The 16,739-nt window shown below is 68.8% G+C and carries 22 protein-coding genes; 5 read left to right on the top strand and 17 right to left on the bottom strand.

Annotation, left to right across the window (positions count from 1 at the left end; translation table 11 throughout):
* Positions 1-481 precede the first annotated feature (481 nt).
* A complete protein-coding gene (locus DO944_RS03045; RefSeq protein ID WP_112614506.1) occupies positions 482-946 on the top strand; it encodes a hypothetical protein in 465 nt (154 codons plus the stop codon).
* Here the strand turns inward: DO944_RS03045 and DO944_RS03040 are convergent.
* From DO944_RS03040 to DO944_RS03000, 9 genes are all read right to left on the bottom strand, one after another.
* Positions 943-1,215, bottom strand: a complete 273-nt coding sequence (locus DO944_RS03040) for a hypothetical protein (protein WP_146751996.1) — start codon at positions 1,213-1,215, stop codon at positions 943-945. The two genes, DO944_RS03045 and DO944_RS03040, sit on opposite strands and share 4 nt — an antisense overlap.
* Before the next feature lie 16 nt (positions 1,216-1,231).
* The gene (locus DO944_RS03035) at positions 1,232-2,752 is read right to left on the bottom strand and encodes a recombinase family protein (RefSeq protein ID WP_112614502.1); all 1,521 of its coding nucleotides are present in this window, start codon (positions 2,750-2,752) and stop codon (positions 1,232-1,234) included.
* Positions 2,753-2,766: 14 nt separating this feature from the next.
* Entirely contained in the window at positions 2,767-4,236 is a 1,470-nt protein-coding gene (locus tag DO944_RS03030) for a YifB family Mg chelatase-like AAA ATPase (protein ID WP_112614500.1), read from the bottom strand.
* Positions 4,233-4,595 carry a YraN family protein gene (locus tag DO944_RS03025; RefSeq protein ID WP_112614498.1) on the bottom strand — a complete coding sequence of 121 codons (363 nt, stop codon included), beginning with the start codon at positions 4,593-4,595 and terminating at the stop codon, positions 4,233-4,235. The genes DO944_RS03030 and DO944_RS03025 overlap by 4 nt, the downstream gene beginning before the upstream one ends.
* A 90-nt stretch (positions 4,596-4,685) precedes the next feature.
* Complete coding sequence (locus DO944_RS03020) at positions 4,686-5,009, bottom strand: DUF2469 family protein (RefSeq protein ID WP_023950963.1); 324 nt, start codon at positions 5,007-5,009, stop codon at positions 4,686-4,688.
* Positions 5,010-5,072: 63 nt separating this feature from the next.
* Entirely contained in the window at positions 5,073-5,732 is a 660-nt protein-coding gene (locus DO944_RS03015; RefSeq protein ID WP_112614496.1) for a ribonuclease HII, read from the bottom strand.
* Positions 5,729-6,472: a signal peptidase I gene (gene lepB / locus DO944_RS03010; RefSeq protein ID WP_112614494.1), complete on the bottom strand. Its 744-nt coding sequence runs from the start codon at positions 6,470-6,472 to the stop codon at positions 5,729-5,731. Before lepB ends, DO944_RS03015 begins: the two co-directional genes overlap by 4 nt.
* 141 nt (positions 6,473-6,613) lie before the next feature.
* Positions 6,614-6,961, bottom strand: a complete 348-nt coding sequence (gene rplS, locus DO944_RS03005; protein ID WP_023950969.1) for a 50S ribosomal protein L19 — start codon at positions 6,959-6,961, stop codon at positions 6,614-6,616.
* Positions 6,962-7,116: 155 nt separating this feature from the next.
* Complete coding sequence (locus tag DO944_RS03000; RefSeq protein ID WP_112614492.1) at positions 7,117-7,611, bottom strand: MFS transporter permease; 495 nt, start codon at positions 7,609-7,611, stop codon at positions 7,117-7,119.
* A 52-nt stretch (positions 7,612-7,663) separates the two neighbouring features.
* Here DO944_RS03000 and map point away from each other — a divergent pair, with 52 nt between their 5' ends.
* Complete coding sequence (gene map / locus DO944_RS02995) at positions 7,664-8,446, top strand: type I methionyl aminopeptidase (RefSeq protein WP_112614490.1); 783 nt, start codon at positions 7,664-7,666, stop codon at positions 8,444-8,446.
* A 38-nt stretch (positions 8,447-8,484) separates the two neighbouring features.
* On the opposite strand, the gene trmD is transcribed toward map, so the two are convergent.
* The 4 genes from trmD to rpsP are packed head-to-tail and all read right to left on the bottom strand — an operon-like array spanning position 8,485 to position 10,473.
* Positions 8,485-9,192 carry a tRNA (guanosine(37)-N1)-methyltransferase TrmD gene (gene trmD, locus DO944_RS02990; protein ID WP_112614488.1) on the bottom strand — a complete coding sequence of 236 codons (708 nt, stop codon included), beginning with the start codon at positions 9,190-9,192 and terminating at the stop codon, positions 8,485-8,487.
* Position 9,193: 1 nt separating this feature from the next.
* Positions 9,194-9,811 (bottom strand): ribosome maturation factor RimM, encoded by a 618-nt coding sequence (rimM, locus tag DO944_RS02985; RefSeq protein ID WP_112614486.1) that lies wholly within the window; start codon positions 9,809-9,811, stop codon positions 9,194-9,196.
* A gap of 1 nt (position 9,812) precedes the next feature.
* Positions 9,813-10,043, bottom strand: a complete 231-nt coding sequence (locus DO944_RS02980) for an RNA-binding protein (protein ID WP_023950977.1) — start codon at positions 10,041-10,043, stop codon at positions 9,813-9,815.
* A 4-nt stretch (positions 10,044-10,047) separates the two neighbouring features.
* Complete coding sequence (gene rpsP / locus DO944_RS02975; RefSeq protein WP_023950978.1) at positions 10,048-10,473, bottom strand: 30S ribosomal protein S16; 426 nt, start codon at positions 10,471-10,473, stop codon at positions 10,048-10,050.
* Positions 10,474-10,656: 183 nt separating this feature from the next.
* Between rpsP and DO944_RS02970 the strand changes: the two genes are divergently transcribed.
* Complete coding sequence (locus tag DO944_RS02970; protein ID WP_112614484.1) at positions 10,657-11,826, top strand: glutamate--cysteine ligase; 1,170 nt, start codon at positions 10,657-10,659, stop codon at positions 11,824-11,826.
* Between the two features lie 15 nt (positions 11,827-11,841).
* On the opposite strand, the gene ffh is transcribed toward DO944_RS02970, so the two are convergent.
* Positions 11,842-13,395 (bottom strand): signal recognition particle protein, encoded by a 1,554-nt coding sequence (gene ffh, locus DO944_RS02965; RefSeq protein ID WP_094261654.1) that lies wholly within the window; start codon positions 13,393-13,395, stop codon positions 11,842-11,844.
* A 33-nt stretch (positions 13,396-13,428) separates the two neighbouring features.
* Positions 13,429-13,995, bottom strand: a complete 567-nt coding sequence (locus DO944_RS02960) for a TetR/AcrR family transcriptional regulator (RefSeq protein WP_112614482.1) — start codon at positions 13,993-13,995, stop codon at positions 13,429-13,431.
* 57 nt (positions 13,996-14,052) lie between these two features.
* On the opposite strand from DO944_RS02960, the gene lipB reads away from it, so the two are divergent.
* Positions 14,053-14,691: a lipoyl(octanoyl) transferase LipB gene (gene lipB / locus DO944_RS02955; protein WP_112614480.1), complete on the top strand. Its 639-nt coding sequence runs from the start codon at positions 14,053-14,055 to the stop codon at positions 14,689-14,691.
* Complete coding sequence (lipA, locus tag DO944_RS02950; RefSeq protein ID WP_112614478.1) at positions 14,688-15,710, top strand: lipoyl synthase; 1,023 nt, start codon at positions 14,688-14,690, stop codon at positions 15,708-15,710. The genes lipB and lipA overlap by 4 nt, the downstream gene beginning before the upstream one ends.
* Positions 15,711-15,736: 26 nt before the next feature.
* Here the strand turns inward: lipA and DO944_RS02945 are convergent, their stop codons facing one another.
* A complete protein-coding gene (locus DO944_RS02945; protein ID WP_112614476.1) occupies positions 15,737-16,180 on the bottom strand; it encodes an MSMEG_6728 family protein in 444 nt (147 codons plus the stop codon).
* 1 nt (position 16,181) lies between these two features.
* On the bottom strand, positions 16,182-16,682 hold the full coding sequence (locus DO944_RS02940) for a DUF2004 domain-containing protein (RefSeq protein ID WP_023950989.1): 501 nt from the start codon (positions 16,680-16,682) through the stop codon (positions 16,182-16,184).
* Between the last annotated feature and the right edge of the window lie 57 nt (positions 16,683-16,739).

Below are 16,739 nucleotides of genomic sequence, written 5' to 3'. Positions count from 1 at the left end.
GGATCAGCGGAGGGGTTGCTATCCCGCTACTCCTTGAAACGATCATGACGTATACCCGTGGACTACGCAAGCAGAAAAGCCCCGATCCTCTGACCTATTGGTCGAGAAGACTCACCCTCTCCGCCTAGGCCTCCTCCCCCGCGGTCCTCGGTCCCGGTCTAAAGACCCGGGGACCAGGAGGACCGTTTCGGGGCCCTGGTCCCGAGGACCGCTGAGGACCGTCCCGGACCATTACCTCGAGGGCTGAGAGACGTATCGGGGCGTATACCTCGGGACTTGGGACGTGGCACACGGTCGTTAGATGACCGTCGCTAGCTGGCCCGCTCGTCGCTAAGTGTCTTGGCGCGAGCGGATAACGTGCGCCTCGAGCCTGGCATCCGTCGCTATCCGCATCTTCTCGAGCGAGTTACGCCCTCTCGACACACGCGAGCCGGTGCGCTCAGCCTTAGGCGTACGTCGCCCGCTGGATAAGCTCAGCGCCATGACGCCCCGCATGACCGTCGCTATCTCAGTCCTGACGATTGGCCTCGCTGTCGCCGCGCTCGCCGGCATCCCGTCGCTCATCGAGAACCGGGCGATCGGCGACGGCTTCATGATCGGCGGGTTCGCCTTCGCGATCCTCGGCCTCGTCCTCGTCGGTACGGCGATCCCGAGCCAGATCCGGGAGAACCGGAAGATCAAGACGAACGCGGACGTCGACGTCGACCAGCTGCGCATCGAGCGGCACCGTCTCCTCGTCGTGAAGGCCGACGTCGCCTCTCGGCTGTTCAACGTGAGCGCCGAGTACGAAGCCACGCGCATGGCCGGGCAGACGAACCGGGCCGGTATGGCGCTCCGGTCGATGCGGGCCCTCGAGATCGAGAACGCGAACCTCGAGGCGCAGATCGCGACGAACGCGAATGAGTTCCGTCGCCTCGGCCTCGAGCCGAGCGAGCCGGGCGACTAAGACGGGATCAGAAGCAAGCTCGCAACGGATGCCAGCGCGACGCCGACGCCGACGAGCGCGAACTCGATCACGCCCCACCAGGCGTCCGCTCTAGCGGTCGAATGAACAGTCTCGGCGCTCCACGCAGCGTCGAAGTCGTCCCAGGTGCCCTGAAACTCCTTCGCGCGTCCGTAGGCCCTTGCGGTGCGAACCGCGGCGATTGCCGGTCCCGCGATCGCAAAAGCGCCGCCGATGATGTACAGAAGTCGGGCCCAGTCCCCCACAGTCACCGCGTAAACGTACCGGCTAGTGCCACGTGAGCGCGAGCGTCGCCTCCGTGTGTGCCAGTCGCCCCGCCGCATCCCGCGGAGGGCGTGAGCCCTTCCCCGGCGACCGCATGACGATGCCGACAAGCTTCCGCACGATCGCGCGCTGTCGATCCTCGTCGAGCCCCGCCCAGGCCTCCGCGACGGCGGCCCAGCGCGCTTCATAGTCGTCGCCCGCCGCCTCTGCGCTGTCGACGAGCGCTCCGAGCACGTTCACCCGCCCGGCGTCCGTGAGCGAGGCCTCGAGCTTCGCGATGCGCTCGCGCACGTCCCGGAGCGTCGCCGTAGCCGCGTCGATCGTCGTCAAGCCCTGCCCGACGAGGGCGAGTACGTTTGCCTCCCCCGCCTTCGCCTCGAGCAACTCCGCGCGGAGGCGGTCGGCGTCGGGTGCGTCGGGGCGACGGAGGATCTCGGCGGCATCCGGCCGCGCCAGCCGATCGAGCACGACGTGCGTGATGAAGTGATCGGCGTCGTCGCGCTTCCGGCTGAGATGCGGGGACGCGCTGCACCGGTATGAGCGAATGTCACGGATGACGCCCGCCTTCATCGGCGCCCCGCACACGCCGCACGTCGCGATCCCGGAGAGGAGGGTCTTCGGCATCGCCCCGGGGTTCGATCGGCGCGCGGGGTCGGCGAGTAGATCGCGCGCGGCCGCCCACGTCTCGGGCGACACGAGCGGCTCCCACGACCCGACAGGGAGGTCGGAGAGACGCAGATTCTGCGCCCCGCTCTGGCCTCCGTCCGCCGCTGACCGGGGCGGAGCGACGAGCCCGGCGTTACGGGGGTTCGCGAGCACGTTCCGGACGCTGTACGCCTCGAAGCGCTGGCCGACTGTCGTCGTGAGTCCGTCGGCGTTCCATGCCCGTGCGATCGAGCGTAGCGTCGCCCCGGCGAGGAGCATCGCGTACCCCTGGCGCACGGCGGACGCCTCCGGCTCGAGCGGCTCGTGCCCGTAGTCCGGCCACTCCGTGCCGTCGCTCGAGACGCGCTTCGGCCAGTCGACGGCCGCGCCCGCGCGGAGCTTCGTGTACCCGAACGCTCGACGGCCGCCCGCGGGGAGAAGTCTCTCGCGACGATGGGCGTTCGCGCGCTTCTGGCGCTCGCTCTTGCGCCGGACCTCGAAGCGCGCCAGTCCCGCCGCCAGTGTCGCGCGGAACTCGCCGTCAGCCGTCGTGAGGTCGAGCTCGCCGTCGACGGTCGCGATGCGGACGCCCGTGTCGAGAATGGTCACGAGGTCGCCGATCCCACGGAGGATGCGGTCTTGATCGACGGCAACGACGACGTCGACACGCTGCGCCTTCGCGTCGACGATGAGGCGGTGCCACGCCGTGCCGGCGCCGCGCGGCTTCGAGGCCGAGACGTCATTGTCGACGTATTCGTCCGCGATGTCCCATCCGCGCGATTCGGCGAGCGAGCGGCATCGGGCGCGCTGACGGTCGATACCTTCGGATCGTCCGTCGCGATCCATCGACTGACGGAGATAAAGCGCTGCGCGGGTCATACACGAAGTATGTCCTAGATGTATCTTGTTACCCGCAAAACCCGGTCGTAGCCACGCAGGGTGAGCGCTCCGCGCTGGAGCGCCGCGTCGAGCGGAGCGCGAACGCGCGGTTCGGGAGCGAGCGGTCCATCCCGCAGCCACGCGCCCGAGACAGCGGCGTTCGTTCGCCACGGGGTCTCCGCCAATCGCAGAGCGGCACGCGACCGCGCGGCTGCGACCTGCTCCCGCGCGTTGGCAGTGGTCATCTGCGCAGGACCGCGCGCCGTCAGGTCGGCGAGCGACACCCGCGAAAGCGAGAGCTCGATGTCGATGCGATCCAGCAGCGGGCCCGAGAGTCGGCCGAGATAGCGGCGGATCGCGAGGGATGGGCACGAGCAATTGCCGCCACGGACGCCGTATTGTCCGCACGGGCAGGGGTTCGTGGCCAGCACCAGCTGGAACCTCGCCGGCAGAGTTGCCCGGAATCCCGCCCGGTGGATGTCGATCGACCCCGCCTCGAGTGGCTGACGAAGAGAGTCCAGCGCGTGGGCGCTGTACTCACCGGCCTCGTCGAGAAACAGGACGCCCCCGCTCGCCCGAGCGATCGCCCCCGGTCGCAGCGACCTGCTGCCACCGCCCACCAGCGCCGCGACGCTCACGCTGTGATGCGGCGCCTCGAACGGAGGAACTCTGCTCAGGCTGTCGACGACGGTGCCCGACAGCGAGCGTATCGATGCGACTTGCAGCGCGGTCTCGTCGTCGAGCGGGGGCAGGATCCCCGGCAGGCGACGGGCAAGCATGGTCTTCCCAGCACCGGGCGGACCGCTCATGCGCAGATGGTGGCCGCCGGCCGCCGCGACGACGAGCGCATCGATCGCCTCCTCCTGACCTCGGATGTCCGAGAGATCGTCGACAGGCAGCCCGTCGCCGTCATGCTCTCCGTCATCGGCGGGAACCGGCACCTCGGGTACCGCCTCGTCATCACTGTCGATCTCGAGCCCGTGCCAGCGCGCGACGCCCGCGAGGGTGCGGCATCCGACGACGCGGACCCCGTCGACGAGAGCGGCTTCTGCTCGGCAGGCCTCGGGGACGATGACCGCCCGCTTCCCCGCGCGCGCTGCGGCGATGACTGCGGGGAGCACTCCCGGTACCGGGCGGAGCCGCCCGTCGAGGCCCAACTCGCCGATGTGGACGGTGTCGGCGAGCGACGTGGGGTCCATCGGCAGCTCCGTCGCGAGCGCCGCGACGGCGATGGCGACATCGAACCCCGAACCCTGCTTCGGAAGGCTCGCCGGTGAGAGGTTGACCGTCACTCGGCGGCGCGACAGCGGCAGCCCGCTGTTCTGACAGGCGTTGTGCACCCGCTGCTGTGCCTCGGCGAGGGCTCGGTCGGCGAGTCCGACGATGCGGAACGCGGGCGTCTGGTTCGACAGGTCGGCCTCGACCTCCACGAGGTCACCGGCGAGCCCGGTGAGTGAGACCGCCCAGGTACGCCCGAGGCTCACCGGAGGTCCTCGACGTGCTCGAGCGCCGCCGTATCGACGTCGTCGCCGGTGATGCCGATGACGTCGAGACGGAGCCGGCGACCGCGCACCTCCCCCGGGTGCGCGGCGATCCAGGCGCAGGCGAGCCGCCACAACCGGTCCTTCTTGCGTTCGTCGACCGCCTCGAACGGATGCCCGTACGCCGCGGTCCGCCGGGTCTTGACCTCGACGATGACGAGTTCGTCGCGCGATACGGCGACGATGTCGATCTCGCCCTGCCGATCGCGCCAGTTCCGGTCCAGGATGTCGTACCCGAGGCGGGTCAGGTGCCGCGCGGCCCGCTCTTCACCGGCGCGGCCCCGGTCGTCTTTCGCTGCCATACAAGCACTCTCGCGCGCCAGCCGACGGCCCCGGGGTCACGGCTGCGCGGCCGTGCAGAACCGGCCCGACGACGGTCCTGGGGAGGAGCGTCAGCTGTCGAGCGAGAGCTCGTCGGGGAGCTCGAAGTCGCGGCGCTGGAGCTCCTCGACGTTGACGTCCTTGAACGTCAGTACACGCACGGACTTCACGAAACGGTCGGCGCGATAGATGTCCCAGACCCACACGTCGTTCATCGTCAGCTCGAAGTAGAAGTCGTGCTCGGTGTCGCGCCGAACGACGTTGACGTCATTCGCGAGGTAGAAGCGACGCTCGGTCTCGATCACGTACTGGAACTGCGACACGACGTCGCGGTACTCCTTGTAGAGCGCCAGCTCCAGCTCGCGGTCATAGTCTTCGAAGACTTCGTCATCCATGGTGACTCCATCCTAGGCGGCGGCAGCACGACGTTCTCGTCCCCGCGACCCCGGGCACCGAAGTCAGAACAGAGTGGGCGCGTCGGCGATCGCCCAGGACGCCCGGTGATGGCGCGACAGCCCGTGCTCCCGGATCGCGGCCCGGTGGAGAGCGCTGGCGTAACCCTTGTTCCGTGCCCACTCGTACATCGGCGTCTCGTCGTGCAGCTCGGTCATGTGGGCATCGCGCGCCACCTTTGCGATGACCGACGCCGCCGCGGCACTGGCGCAGTCGCGGTCCGCCTTGATGATCGTCCGCACCGTCATGCCCGGTCCGGCCATCGGACTGACATAGTCGTGATTGCCGTCCAGGATGACGACGGTCTCAGCAGCGAAGGGATCCGCGACGCCGAGACCCTGGATCGCGCGAACAGCGGCCAGGCCGAGCGCCCGCATGATCCCCATCTCGTCGATCTCGCCCGGCGTGGCCGACCCCACCGCCGAGGCCACGACCCAGTCGGCTGCTCGCAGCGCCAGCTCTGGTCGGCGAAGCTCGGTCACGAGCTTCGAGTCACGAAGCCCCTCGGGAACGCGACGACGCGCGCAGCGTGCGTCGAGCACGGCGGCACCTACCGACACCGGGCCCGCCAACGCGCCCCGCCCCACCTCGTCGAGAGCGATGACGAACTCGTACTCGCGCAGCAGCCGCCGTTCGACGGTCAGCCGGGGCGCGACGACGGTCATCGTCCTTCGGGCGCGGGGACCCCCGCGAAGACGTCGTGGTGGAAGTCGATGAGGCCGAAGCGGTCGAGAGGCCAGGTGATCAGGAAGGCTCGTCCCACGACGTTGTCGAGCGGGACGAATCCCTGCGAGGGCTGATCGCGGTTGTAGCGCGAGTCCCGGGAGTGATCCCGGTTGTCGCCGAGCACCCAGAGCGAGTTCTCGGGCACCGTCACGTCGAACGGAACCTCTTGCGGGGCCGACTGGCCGTCCGCGAGCGAGACGTACGAGGACTCGTCGATGGGAACGTCGTTCACCGTGATCTGGCCGACCGCGTTGCAGCACACGACGTGGTCACCCGGCATCCCGATGATCCGCTTGATGAGGTGGTCCTTGCTGTCGGGAGCCGACAGCCCGACGACGGACAGCACCCAGTCCATGCCCTCCACGAGCGGCGGACGGGCCTGCTCGACGGTGGGAGGCAGCCACCCTCCGGGATCGCGGAAGACGACGACGTCACCCCGCGCGTACCCGCCGAACCGGGGCGTGAGCTGGTCGACGAGGATCCGGTCGTCCTTCAGCAGCGTCCGCTCCATGGATCCGGACGGGATGTAGAACGAACGAACGAGGAAAGTCTTGACCAGAAACGACACCGCGAGAGCGATGGCGACGATCACGAGGACGTCCCGAAGAAGCAGGCCGAGGCGACGTGATCGTGAACGCGCGGGCTTCGGCGCCTGCGCGGCAAGGTCATCGGTGGTCATTCATCGCCTCTCATCCGACTCGCCCGCCGGGGAGCCCTACCCAGGGTCGCACATTCCGCGACCATCGCCGGTCACCGCGCAGCGGAGACGACGGATGCCCCGAGCCTGAGCCCGGGGCATCCAGAGAATGCGTCGCTGCGATCAGCGGTCGCGCTTCTCCTTGATCTTCGCCTTCTTGCCGCGCAGGTTGCGCAGGTAGTACAGCTTCGCGCGACGGACGTCACCGCGCGTGACGACCTCGATGTGGTCGATCACGGGGCTGTGGACGGGGAACGTACGCTCGACGCCGACCTGGAAGCTGATCTTCCGGACGGTGAAGGTCTCGCGCACGCCGTCGCCCGAGCGGCCGATGACGACGCCCTGGAAGACCTGGATACGCGAGCGGTTGCCCTCGGTGATGTTGACGTGCACCTTGACGGTGTCTCCGGGGGCGAATGCGGGGATGTCGCTGCGCAGCGATGCTGCGTCGACGGAGTCGAGGATCTGCATGATCTGTTCTTCCTGCGACCGCCTCAGGTCGACCACGAGAGAGTTGAATAAGGATGCGGTGCCCCGGGCGCCCGCCGGGCGCCGCTCCCCTGAGGCAGAGATCTGTCAGGGCACAAGCGTTCATTCTGCCATGCCGGGCCCCGCTGACCAAAACGTCAGCCGTCGCTGCGCCGGACCTCTTCGATGATCACGACCTTCTCGTCGGCACGTCGTTCGGACGTCGGTCGCATCGCTTCGCGCAGGTACGCCGGATCTGTGGCGACGGAGAACAGCGAGACGGGCCGCGCTTCGCGGAAGAGCTGCCAGAGCGACACCCAGAAGACCGCGAGGAACGCAGCGACCGCGGCGGTGAGCAGCGGCCAGAAGGCACCCTCGGGGTAGAACCCGATGGCGATGATGAGCGCGTGCCACACCGTGAACACGAGGACGTCCCACCACGACAGCATCCGCGAGTGCCGAACGGTGCCGCGTGCCCGCACCAGCAGTGTCGTCACGAGCTGACCGATCAGCACCGCCGGGACCGCGATGAACAGGACCCAGAGGAACACCCAGCCGCTCGCACCCGAGATCGCCCAGCCCACGACGAGCCACAGCGGCAGCGCCAGGGCCGCGGGAAGGAGCCAATGGAAGAGCGCGCGTCGCAGCCACATGCTCCCGATGCTACGCCGGTCCGGCAGGATAGAAGCTGAAGAGAGGATCACGATGATCGAGCTGCGCACCCCTGCCGAGATCGAAGCGATGCGTCCCGCGGGACGCTTCGTGGCCGAGACGCTGGCGACCCTTCGAGACGAGACGAAGGTCGGCACGAACCTCCTCGCGATCGATCGGCGCGCGCACGAGCTCATCCGCCGCGCCGGCGCTGAATCCTGCTACATCGACTACCACCCGTCGTTCGGAGCCAGCCCGTTCGGCAAAGTGATCTGCACGTCGATCAACGACGCGGTCCTGCACGGGCTCCCCCACGACTACGCCTTGCGCGACGGCGATCTCGTCACGCTCGACTTCGCGGTCTCGGTCGACGGCTGGGTGGCCGACTCGGCCGTGTCGTTCGTCGTGGGGACGCCGCGAGACGAGGATCTCGCCCTCATCGACACCACCGAGCGCGCTCTCGATGCAGCAATCGGAGCCGCCGTGGTCGGCAACAAGATCGGCGACATCTCGCACGCCGTCGCGACGGTCGCCCGCGCCGACGGGCTGTCGATCAACACCGACTTCGGCGGCCACGGCGTCGGCCGGGAGATGCACGGCGACCCGCACGTCCCCAACGACGGCAAGCCCGGCCGCGGCTACCCGCTGCGCGCCGGCCTCGTGGTCGCGCTCGAGCCCTGGTTCCTGCAGAGCACCGACAAGCTGGTCACGGATGCCGACGGATGGACCCTCCGCAGCGCCGACGGGTCCCGCGGTGCGCACTCCGAGCACACCGTGGCCATCACCGCGGACGGTCCGGTCATCCTCACCGACCGGTCGTTCCTCGGCGTCGACTGACGTGTGCCCTGGGCCGGTCCGTCGTCGCGGCGGCCGGCTCAGGCCTCGAGGTCTCCGGGCAACAGGTCCGGACGGCGCTCGCGCGTCCGCTCGACCCGCTGAGCGTGCCGCCACTCCGCGACGCGGCCGTGGTGCCCGCTGAGCAGGACGTCCGGCACTTCGTGGCCACGCCAGGATGCGGGCTTGGTGTAGGAGGGGTACTCAAGCAGCCCGTCTTCGTGCGACTCCTCGACGAGGCTCTCGGGGTTGCCGACGACGCCGGGAATGAGGCGGCCGATCGCTTCGATCATCGCCATCGAGGCGACCTCTCCCCCGTTGAGGACGTAGTCGCCGAGGCTCATGAGCCGGACGTCGCCGAGCGTCGCCGCGTATGCGAAGACGCGCTCGTCGATCCCCTCGTAGCGGCCGCAGCCGAAGACGAGGTGCGACGCTTCGCTCAGCTCGCGAGCGGTGCCCTGCGAGAACCGCTCGCCAGCAGGCGAAGGAAAGATGAACGTCGGCCGGTCGCCCGCGTCCGCGTCCGCGACGATCGCATCCAGCGCGAGCCCCCACGGCTCGGGCTTCATCACCATGCCGGCGCCGCCGCCGTACGGGGTGTCGTCGACGGTGCGGTGCCGATCGGTGGTGTAGTCCCGCAGATCGTGGACGCGGACATCGAGGAGGCCGGCGCCTCGCGCCTTGCCGAGAAGCGAGACCTCGAGGACGTCGAAGAACGCGGGGAAGATCGTGACGACGTCGACGCGCACGTCAGTCCTCGGAGGAGGCGCTGTCGCCGTCTTCCACGGAAGCGGCTGCCGCGGGGTCGTCGGACTCATCAGCGGGCAGATCTTCGAACAGTCCCGCCGGCGGAGTCACGATGACACGACCCCCTGCGACATCCACCTCGGGCACGATCGCCTTGACGAACGGTACGAGGATCTCGGTGTCGTCACCGTCGCGTTGGACGATGAGCAGGTCCTGCGCGGGGAGATGATCGACTCGTGCGATGCGTCCGACCCGCTCGCCGTCACGCACGACGTCGAGGCCGACGAGCTGGTGATCGAACCAGGCGTCGTCCTCGACCGTGGCGTCGCCGTCCTGGTCGACCCAGAGGATGGCCTTGACCAGGCTCTCGGCGGCATCGCGGTCGTTGACGTCCTCGAGGAAGAGGACGGGGTGCGAGTTCATCCACCGGAACTCGCGGACGGTCACGGACTTGCCGTGCCAGGGAGACGCCTCGGGGACCTGCAACGTGAACGTCGCGCCCGGCACGAAGCGGCCGTCGGGATCATCGGTGTAGAGCTCGAGCTTGAGTGCGCCCTTGAGGCCGTGCGCCTTGACGAGGCGCCCGACGCGCAGCTGAGTGCGAGCGGGGTCGGCGGCCATGTCAGTCGTCCGCGACGTCGACGCGAACGCGCGTGCCGTCGGCAAGCGCGGAGATCAGCGCGCGCAGCGCCTTGGCGGTGCGTCCGCCGCGCCCGATCACCCGTCCCCGGTCGTCGGGGTGCACGCGCACCTCGAGGACCTCGCCGCGGGGCGACGAGGAGGAACGGATGACGACGTCGTCGGGGTGATCGACGATCCCCTTGACGACGTGCTCGAGCGCGGCGGACAGCAACGGATTACTCCGCGTCGGTCGCGTCGGCGGCGGGAGCCTCGTCGGCGGGAGCCTCAGCGGCGGGCTCCTCGGCCTTCTTGGCGGCCTGCGGCTTGATGACAGACTTCTTCGACGCGTCTGCGACGAACTCGCCCTTGGCCTCGGCCGTGCGAACGGTCGAGACGGCGTTCTTGTCGCCCTTGAACTTGCCCCAGTCGCCCGTGAGCTTCAGCAGCGCGGTGACCTGCTCGGTCGGCTGAGCGCCGACGGACAGCCAGTACTGGGCGCGGTCGGAGTCGACCTTGATGATCGAGGGCTCCTCGGTCGGGTGGTACTGACCGATCTCCTCGATCACGCGGCCGTCGCGCTTGGTGCGCGAGTCGGCGACGACGATGCGGTAGTAGGGCGCGCGGATCTTACCGAGGCGCTTGAGACGGATCTTGACAGCCACAATTCTCCTGAGTGGTGTGATGTGAAGTGAACGTCGCCTGGAGCGTGGGGTGCACACCCGGCGGGAGCTCTGAGGGTGGACCTTCCCGCCGGATAGAGGGTCGAGCGAGCGGTCCAACCGTCTATTTTGCCAGATGATGACGGTCGTCGCGAACCGCACCGCACCGCGTGTCAGACTGAGCGCATGACGGTCCCCTTCGCCACGTCTGCCCGCTCCTCCGTGGGGCTCGAGTGGGAGTTGATGCTCGCCGACCGCGACACAGGGGATCTCGCGCCCCGAGCGCCGGAAGTGCTCGCCGAAGTCGAGGAATCCTCCGCGCTCGAGCGCTACACGATCACGGGCGAGCTGCTGACGAACACCATCGAGGTCACCAGCGGTGTCGGCGACACCGTCGCCGCGGCGGTCGACGACATCGACGACGCGATCCAGCGGGTGCGCGAGTTCGCCGCACCGCGCGGTCTCGAGATGCTCTGCGCCGGCAGCCACCCCTTCGCCCGGTGGTACGAGCAGCAGATCACCGACAAGACCCGCTATCACAAGCTCATCGAACGCACCCAGTGGTGGGGCCGGAACATGATGATCTGGGGCATCCACATCCATGTGGGTGTCGAGGACGTGAACAAGGTGTTCCCGCTCATCAACGCGCTGTCGCTCTACCTCCCCCACCTGCAAGCCCTGTCGGCGTCGAGCCCGTTCTGGGCCGGCGACCGCACCGGGTACGCATCCAATCGCGCCCTCGTCTTCCAGCAGCTGCCCACCGCCGGCCTGCCCTGGAGTTTCACGCAGTGGAGCGACTTCGAGAACTACCTCGACGGCATGGTCCGCACGGGCGTCATGGAGGACGCGTCGGAGGTGCGCTGGGACATCCGCCCCGCGCCGAAGTGGGGAACGATCGAGATCCGCGCGTGCGACGGGATGTCGACGCTTCCCGAGCTCGCGGCCGTGGCATCCCTCGTCCAGGTGCTCACCGAGCACCTCTCGCGACAGCTCGACGAGGGGCGCGAGCTCCCGACGATCCCGCCGTGGTTCGTGCGGGAGAACAAGTGGCGCGCCGCCCGGTACGGGTTGGACGCGCGTCTGATCGTCGACGCCGATGGCACGCAGCGCCACGTCGCCGATCACCTCCGCGACACGATGGCCGAGCTGGAGCCGATCGCCGAGGAGCTGCACTGCGCACGCGAGTTCCGCGGGCTGAACACGATCCTCGATCAAGGGGCGAGCTACCTCCGGCAGACGCGCGTCGCGGATGCGGCCGACGGCGACCTGCGCGAGGTCGTCCAGCACCTGATCCGCGAGTTCCGCGACGGCCCCACGCTGCGCCAGCACCTGGCGCAGCCGGACGTCGGCCGCTGATTCGGACCGGCTGACTCAGCCCTTGCCGAAGAGCTTCTGGATCTCGGCGAGGTCGGCCTCGCTCGGCTGAGCCTGACCGCCGGCTCCGAGACCGAAGCCCGAACCGGTCGGCGCCGTCGCGGTCGCGAGGCCGGCATTCTCTGCGGCCCGCTTCGCCGGGTTGCCCGAACGCGAACCGCCCTTGTTCTTGGCCTGCTTGCCGCGCTTGCTCGAGGCGCCGGGCTTGCCGCCCATCGGCCCCATTCCGGGGATGTTGGGAACGCCACCGCGAGCGACCGTCTTCATCATCTTCGCCGCCTGCTCGAAGCGCTGCACGAGCTGGTTGACGTCGGTCACCGTCATCCCCGAACCGCGGGCGATGCGCAGGCGGCGCGAGCCGTTGAGGACCTTCGGGTTGCGACGCTCCGCCGGCGTCATCGACCGGATGATCGCCTCGGTGCGGTCGATCTCGCGCTCGTCGAACTGCTCGAGCTGCTGCTTCATCTGCCCCATGCCCGGCAGCATGCCGAGCATCTTCTTCATCGACCCCATCTTCTTCATCTGCTGAAGCTGGTCGAGGAAGTCCTCGAGCGTGAACTGCTCCTTCGCGAGCTTCTCGGCGACCGCGAGGGCCTCCTGCTCGTCGAACGCCTGCTGTGCCTGCTCGATCAGAGTGAGGATGTCGCCGAGGTCGAGGATGCGGCTGGCCATGCGGTCCGGGTGGAAGGGCTCGAGGTCGTCGAGGCCCTCACCCGTGGACGCGAAGATGATCGGCCGCTGGGTGACCGAGGCGACCGAGAGCGCAGCACCACCGCGTGCGTCGCCGTCGAGCTTGGACAGGACGACGCCGGTGAAGTCGACGCCTTCCTGGAACGCCTTCGCGGTGTTCACCGCGTCCTGACCGATCATCGCGTCGATGACGAAGAGCACCTCGTCGGGATCGGTGGCCTTGCGGATCGAGGCGGCCTGCTTCATGAGCTCCGCATCGACGCCGAGGCGTCCCGCGGTGTCGATGATGACGACATCGTGCTGCTGGCGGCGTGCGTGCTCGACACCGTCACGGGCGACTCGCACGGGGTCGCCGACTCCGTTGCCGGGCTCGGGCGCGTAGATGGCGGCGCCGGCACGCTCGGCCACGACCTGAAGCTGGTTCACGGCGTTCGGCCGCTGGAGGTCGCACGCGACGAGAAGAGGCGTGTGACCGTCCTTCTCGAGCTGCTTCGCGAGCTTGCCGGCGAACGTGGTCTTACCCGAGCCCTGGAGGCCCGCGAGCATGATGACGGTGGGCGGGTTCTTCGCGAACTGCAGTCGTCGCTGCTCGCCGCCGAGGATGCCCACGAGCTCCTCGTTGACGATCTGAACGACCTGCTGGGCAGGGTTCAGCGCACGGTTCACCTCATCGCCGAGCGCGCGCTCACGCACCTTGGCGGTGAACTCCTTGACCACCGCGAGGGCGACGTCGGCGTCGAGAAGCGCGCGGCGGATCTCACGGACGGTCTGGTCGACGTCAGCCGCCGAGAGCTTTCCCTTGGTGCGGAGATTCCGGAAGGTCTCGGTAAGACGGTCGGAGAGCGTGCCGAAAGTTGCCATGATCCCTCGATTCTATGCGAGCAGCTGACCCGGTCAGCGCCCCCGGACGATCGCGATCGCTCGGACCATCTCGTGCGCCAGATCCGTCCGACCCGCTCCCCCGCGCGCCCAGGAGCGGACGGCTCCGAGCACAGCACCGCCCCAGGCGGCGCCGAGGATGTCGGCTTCGAGTCGTTCCGTCCCAGACCCGTGCAGGGCCGCGGCGACGGCTCTCGCGATGCGGGCGGCCCGCAGTGCGCCATCTCGCGCGAGCTCGTCGGACAGCCCCATCGCGACATCGTTGACGATCGCGAGCGCCAACGCGTCGGGGGCGAAGCCGCGGGCGAGCTCCGCCACCGCGGACGCGACGTCGTCGACACCGCCGGCGCGTCGCAGACCGAGCTCGAGCTCGCCGATCCGCTCATCGAGTCCGGACCACAGGACGGCCGACTTCGACGAGAAGTAGTTGAAGAAGCTCGAACGGCTGACACCGGCGCGTCGGGTGATGTCGGCGACCGTCGTCGCCTCATAACCGCGCTCGAGGAAGAGCTCGCAGGCGGCCTCCGCGAGGGTCTCGCGGGACGATACGCGAGGCCGGCCGGCGCGGGTGGAGGACGTCACCAGGACAGCCTAGGCGTGTCGTATTGTTGGACGCGGTCCAGTATTCGAGGAGGAACCGTGCTCGATGTCCGCGTCGTGGGGCTCGCCCCCGCCGTCGTCCCCTACGCAGAAGGCTGGGAGCTGCAGCGCCGTGTCCACGACGCGGTCGTCGCCGGTGGCCCCGACACGCTGCTCCTGCTCGAGCACGAGCCGGTGTTCACCGCCGGAGCGCGAACCGAGCCCGGCGAGCGACCGACAGACGGCACCGCCGTCGTCGAGGTCGACCGCGGTGGGAAGATCACCTGGCACGGGCCGGGCCAGCTGGTGGGGTATCCGATTCTGCGGCTCCCCGAGCCGGTGGACGTGGTCTCGCACGTGCGGCGGCTCGAGCGGATGCTGATCGACGTCGTCGCCGACCTGGGCGTCGCGGCCTGTCAGGTGACGGGCCGAAGCGGCGTCTGGGTGAGTCAGGACGGCCGAGACGCGAAGATCGCGGCCATCGGTGTGCGGGTTCAGCGCGGCGTGACGATGCACGGCTTCGCCCTCAACTGCGACAACGACCTCGCCCCGTTCGAGCAGATCATCCCGTGCGGCATCGCCGATGCCGGCGTCGCTTCCCTCTCGACAGTGCTGGGCAGAAGCGTCTCCCCCGCGGATGTGGTGGACACCGTCGCGTGTCGGTTCCGCGCCGAGTTCGAGACGGCGGCCGCAGCATGAGCGGCGGCTGCGCCGTGCCCGCCGCTCCCGCCGCGGGTGGTCCGGAAGGGCGCAAGCTCCTGCGCCTGGAAGTGCGCAACGCGCAGACGCCGATCGAGCGCAAGCCGGAGTGGATCAAGACGAAGGCGCGGATGGGCGAGGAGTATCGCGCTCTGCATGATCTGGTCAAAGAAGAGGGACTCCACACGGTCTGCCAGGAAGCGGGATGCCCGAACATCTACGAATGCTGGGAGGACCGGGAGGCGACCTTCCTCATCGGCGGCTCGCAGTGCACGCGTCGGTGCGACTTCTGCCAGATCGACACGGGCAAGCCGGCCGAATACGACACCGACGAGCCGCGCCGCGTCGCCGAGAGCGTCAGCCGGATGCAGCTGCGCTACGCGACGGTCACCGGGGTGGCGCGCGACGACCTCGCCGATGGCGGAGCCTGGCTCCACGCGGAGACGGTGCGACGGATCCACGCGGAGAACCCGGGCACGGGCGTGGAGATTCTCGCGACGGACTTCAACGGCGACGCGGCGCAGCTCGACGAGGTGTTCGCGTCACGACCCGAGGTCTTCGCACACAACGTCGAGACGGTCCCCCGCATCTTCAAGCGGATCCGGCCAGCCTTCCGTTACGAGCGCTCCCTGGGCGTGATCACGCGCGCCCGTGACGCGGGACTCATCACCAAGTCGAACCTCATCCTCGGGATGGGCGAGACGCCCGAGGAGATCGTCCAGGCCCTCCAGGACCTCCATGACGCGGGCACCGACATCATCACGATCACGCAGTACCTGCGTCCCACGCCTCGTCACCTGCCGGTCGACCGCTGGGTCAAGCCGGAGGAGTTCGTCGGCTTCCGTGAGGAAGCGGAACGCATCGGCTTCCTCGGCGTGCTCGCCGGACCGCTCGTGCGGTCGTCCTACCGGGCCGGGCGCCTGTGGGCGCAGTCCATGACTGCCAAGGGCCGGGAGATCCCGCCCCATCTCGCGCACCTCGCCGACTCGGCCCAGTCCGGATTCGCGCAGGCCGTCTGACGCCGTGCCGGCCCGGCCGCGAGGTCTCAGGACGCGGTCGGGTCCGGCGGCCAGACATACGGCAGGTCGTCGGGAACGTCACCGAAGCGCGGCCGGTAGAACGCGGCATCCTTGCGCACGAGGTTCGAGCGGTGAGACAGGTGGAACGCCTCATCGCCCAGCCACGGCGGCATCTCGAGTTCGCTCTCGGGCATCCCATCGACATCGGGAGCGAACTGCAGCAGTTGCGGCCGGACCGTGTCCGGGCGACCGGCGGCGATCCACGCGTCCGTCATCGCAAGGCCGTACGCCGTGAGGGCCGGCAGATAGCCGCGCCACATCTTGGCGGCCGGATGGTTGCGCCATCCGTATCCCGGGACCGTGTTGGCCCGGAGCAGCTGCAGCGTCTCCACGCGCTGCTTGCCGAGCCGCGCCGTGTCGAGGGCCGCCGCCGACTGGGCGAACGAGGGATACGGCAGAAAGGTCTGCACGTCAGTCGGCGCTGGTGACCGACTGGATGCTGCCGTCGCTCGTGAGATTCACCAGGAGCACCTCTTCGGTCGAATCGGGGTCGAGCGCGTACTCGAGCACCGCGAATGGGTCCGATCCCCCGTGCTCATCGGCCAGGATCGTCATGCTGATCAGCTGCAACGACCGGATGACGTCCATGTGGACGTCGCCCGAGATGTCCACGAGGTACGACTCGATGTCCTCTCCGAGCTCCTCCTGCTGCTGGAGGATGAACTCCGTCACCTCGCTGGTGCGGTCGTTCAGCTCGGAGACCATCGCGTTGCGGGCGGAGAGATCGATCGATTCGATCGCCGAGATCATGGCGGCGGCGACATCCAGCGCGGCAGCCGAGACGTCGTCCTGATCCGGAGCCGTCAGATCGACGGTGACCGTCTGATCGCCGATCTCGACGTGATCCGACCAGAAGATCGATCCGTCCGGCCCCGACTCGAGGAGTCCGAAGTAGTCGTGCTCGATCGCCATGTGTTTATGAAACCAGCCGTGAGGGTGCGGGGGAAGTGGTGATGCGGCGCGGCGCGC

It is taken from the genome of Microbacterium sp. SMR1 (genome assembly GCF_003289625.1).
GTDB classification, from domain to species: Bacteria; Actinomycetota; Actinomycetes; order Actinomycetales; family Microbacteriaceae; genus Microbacterium; species Microbacterium plantarum.
The sequence above is the reverse complement of the archived record's forward strand: the minus strand, read 5'-3'. Positions and strand labels throughout refer to the sequence as shown.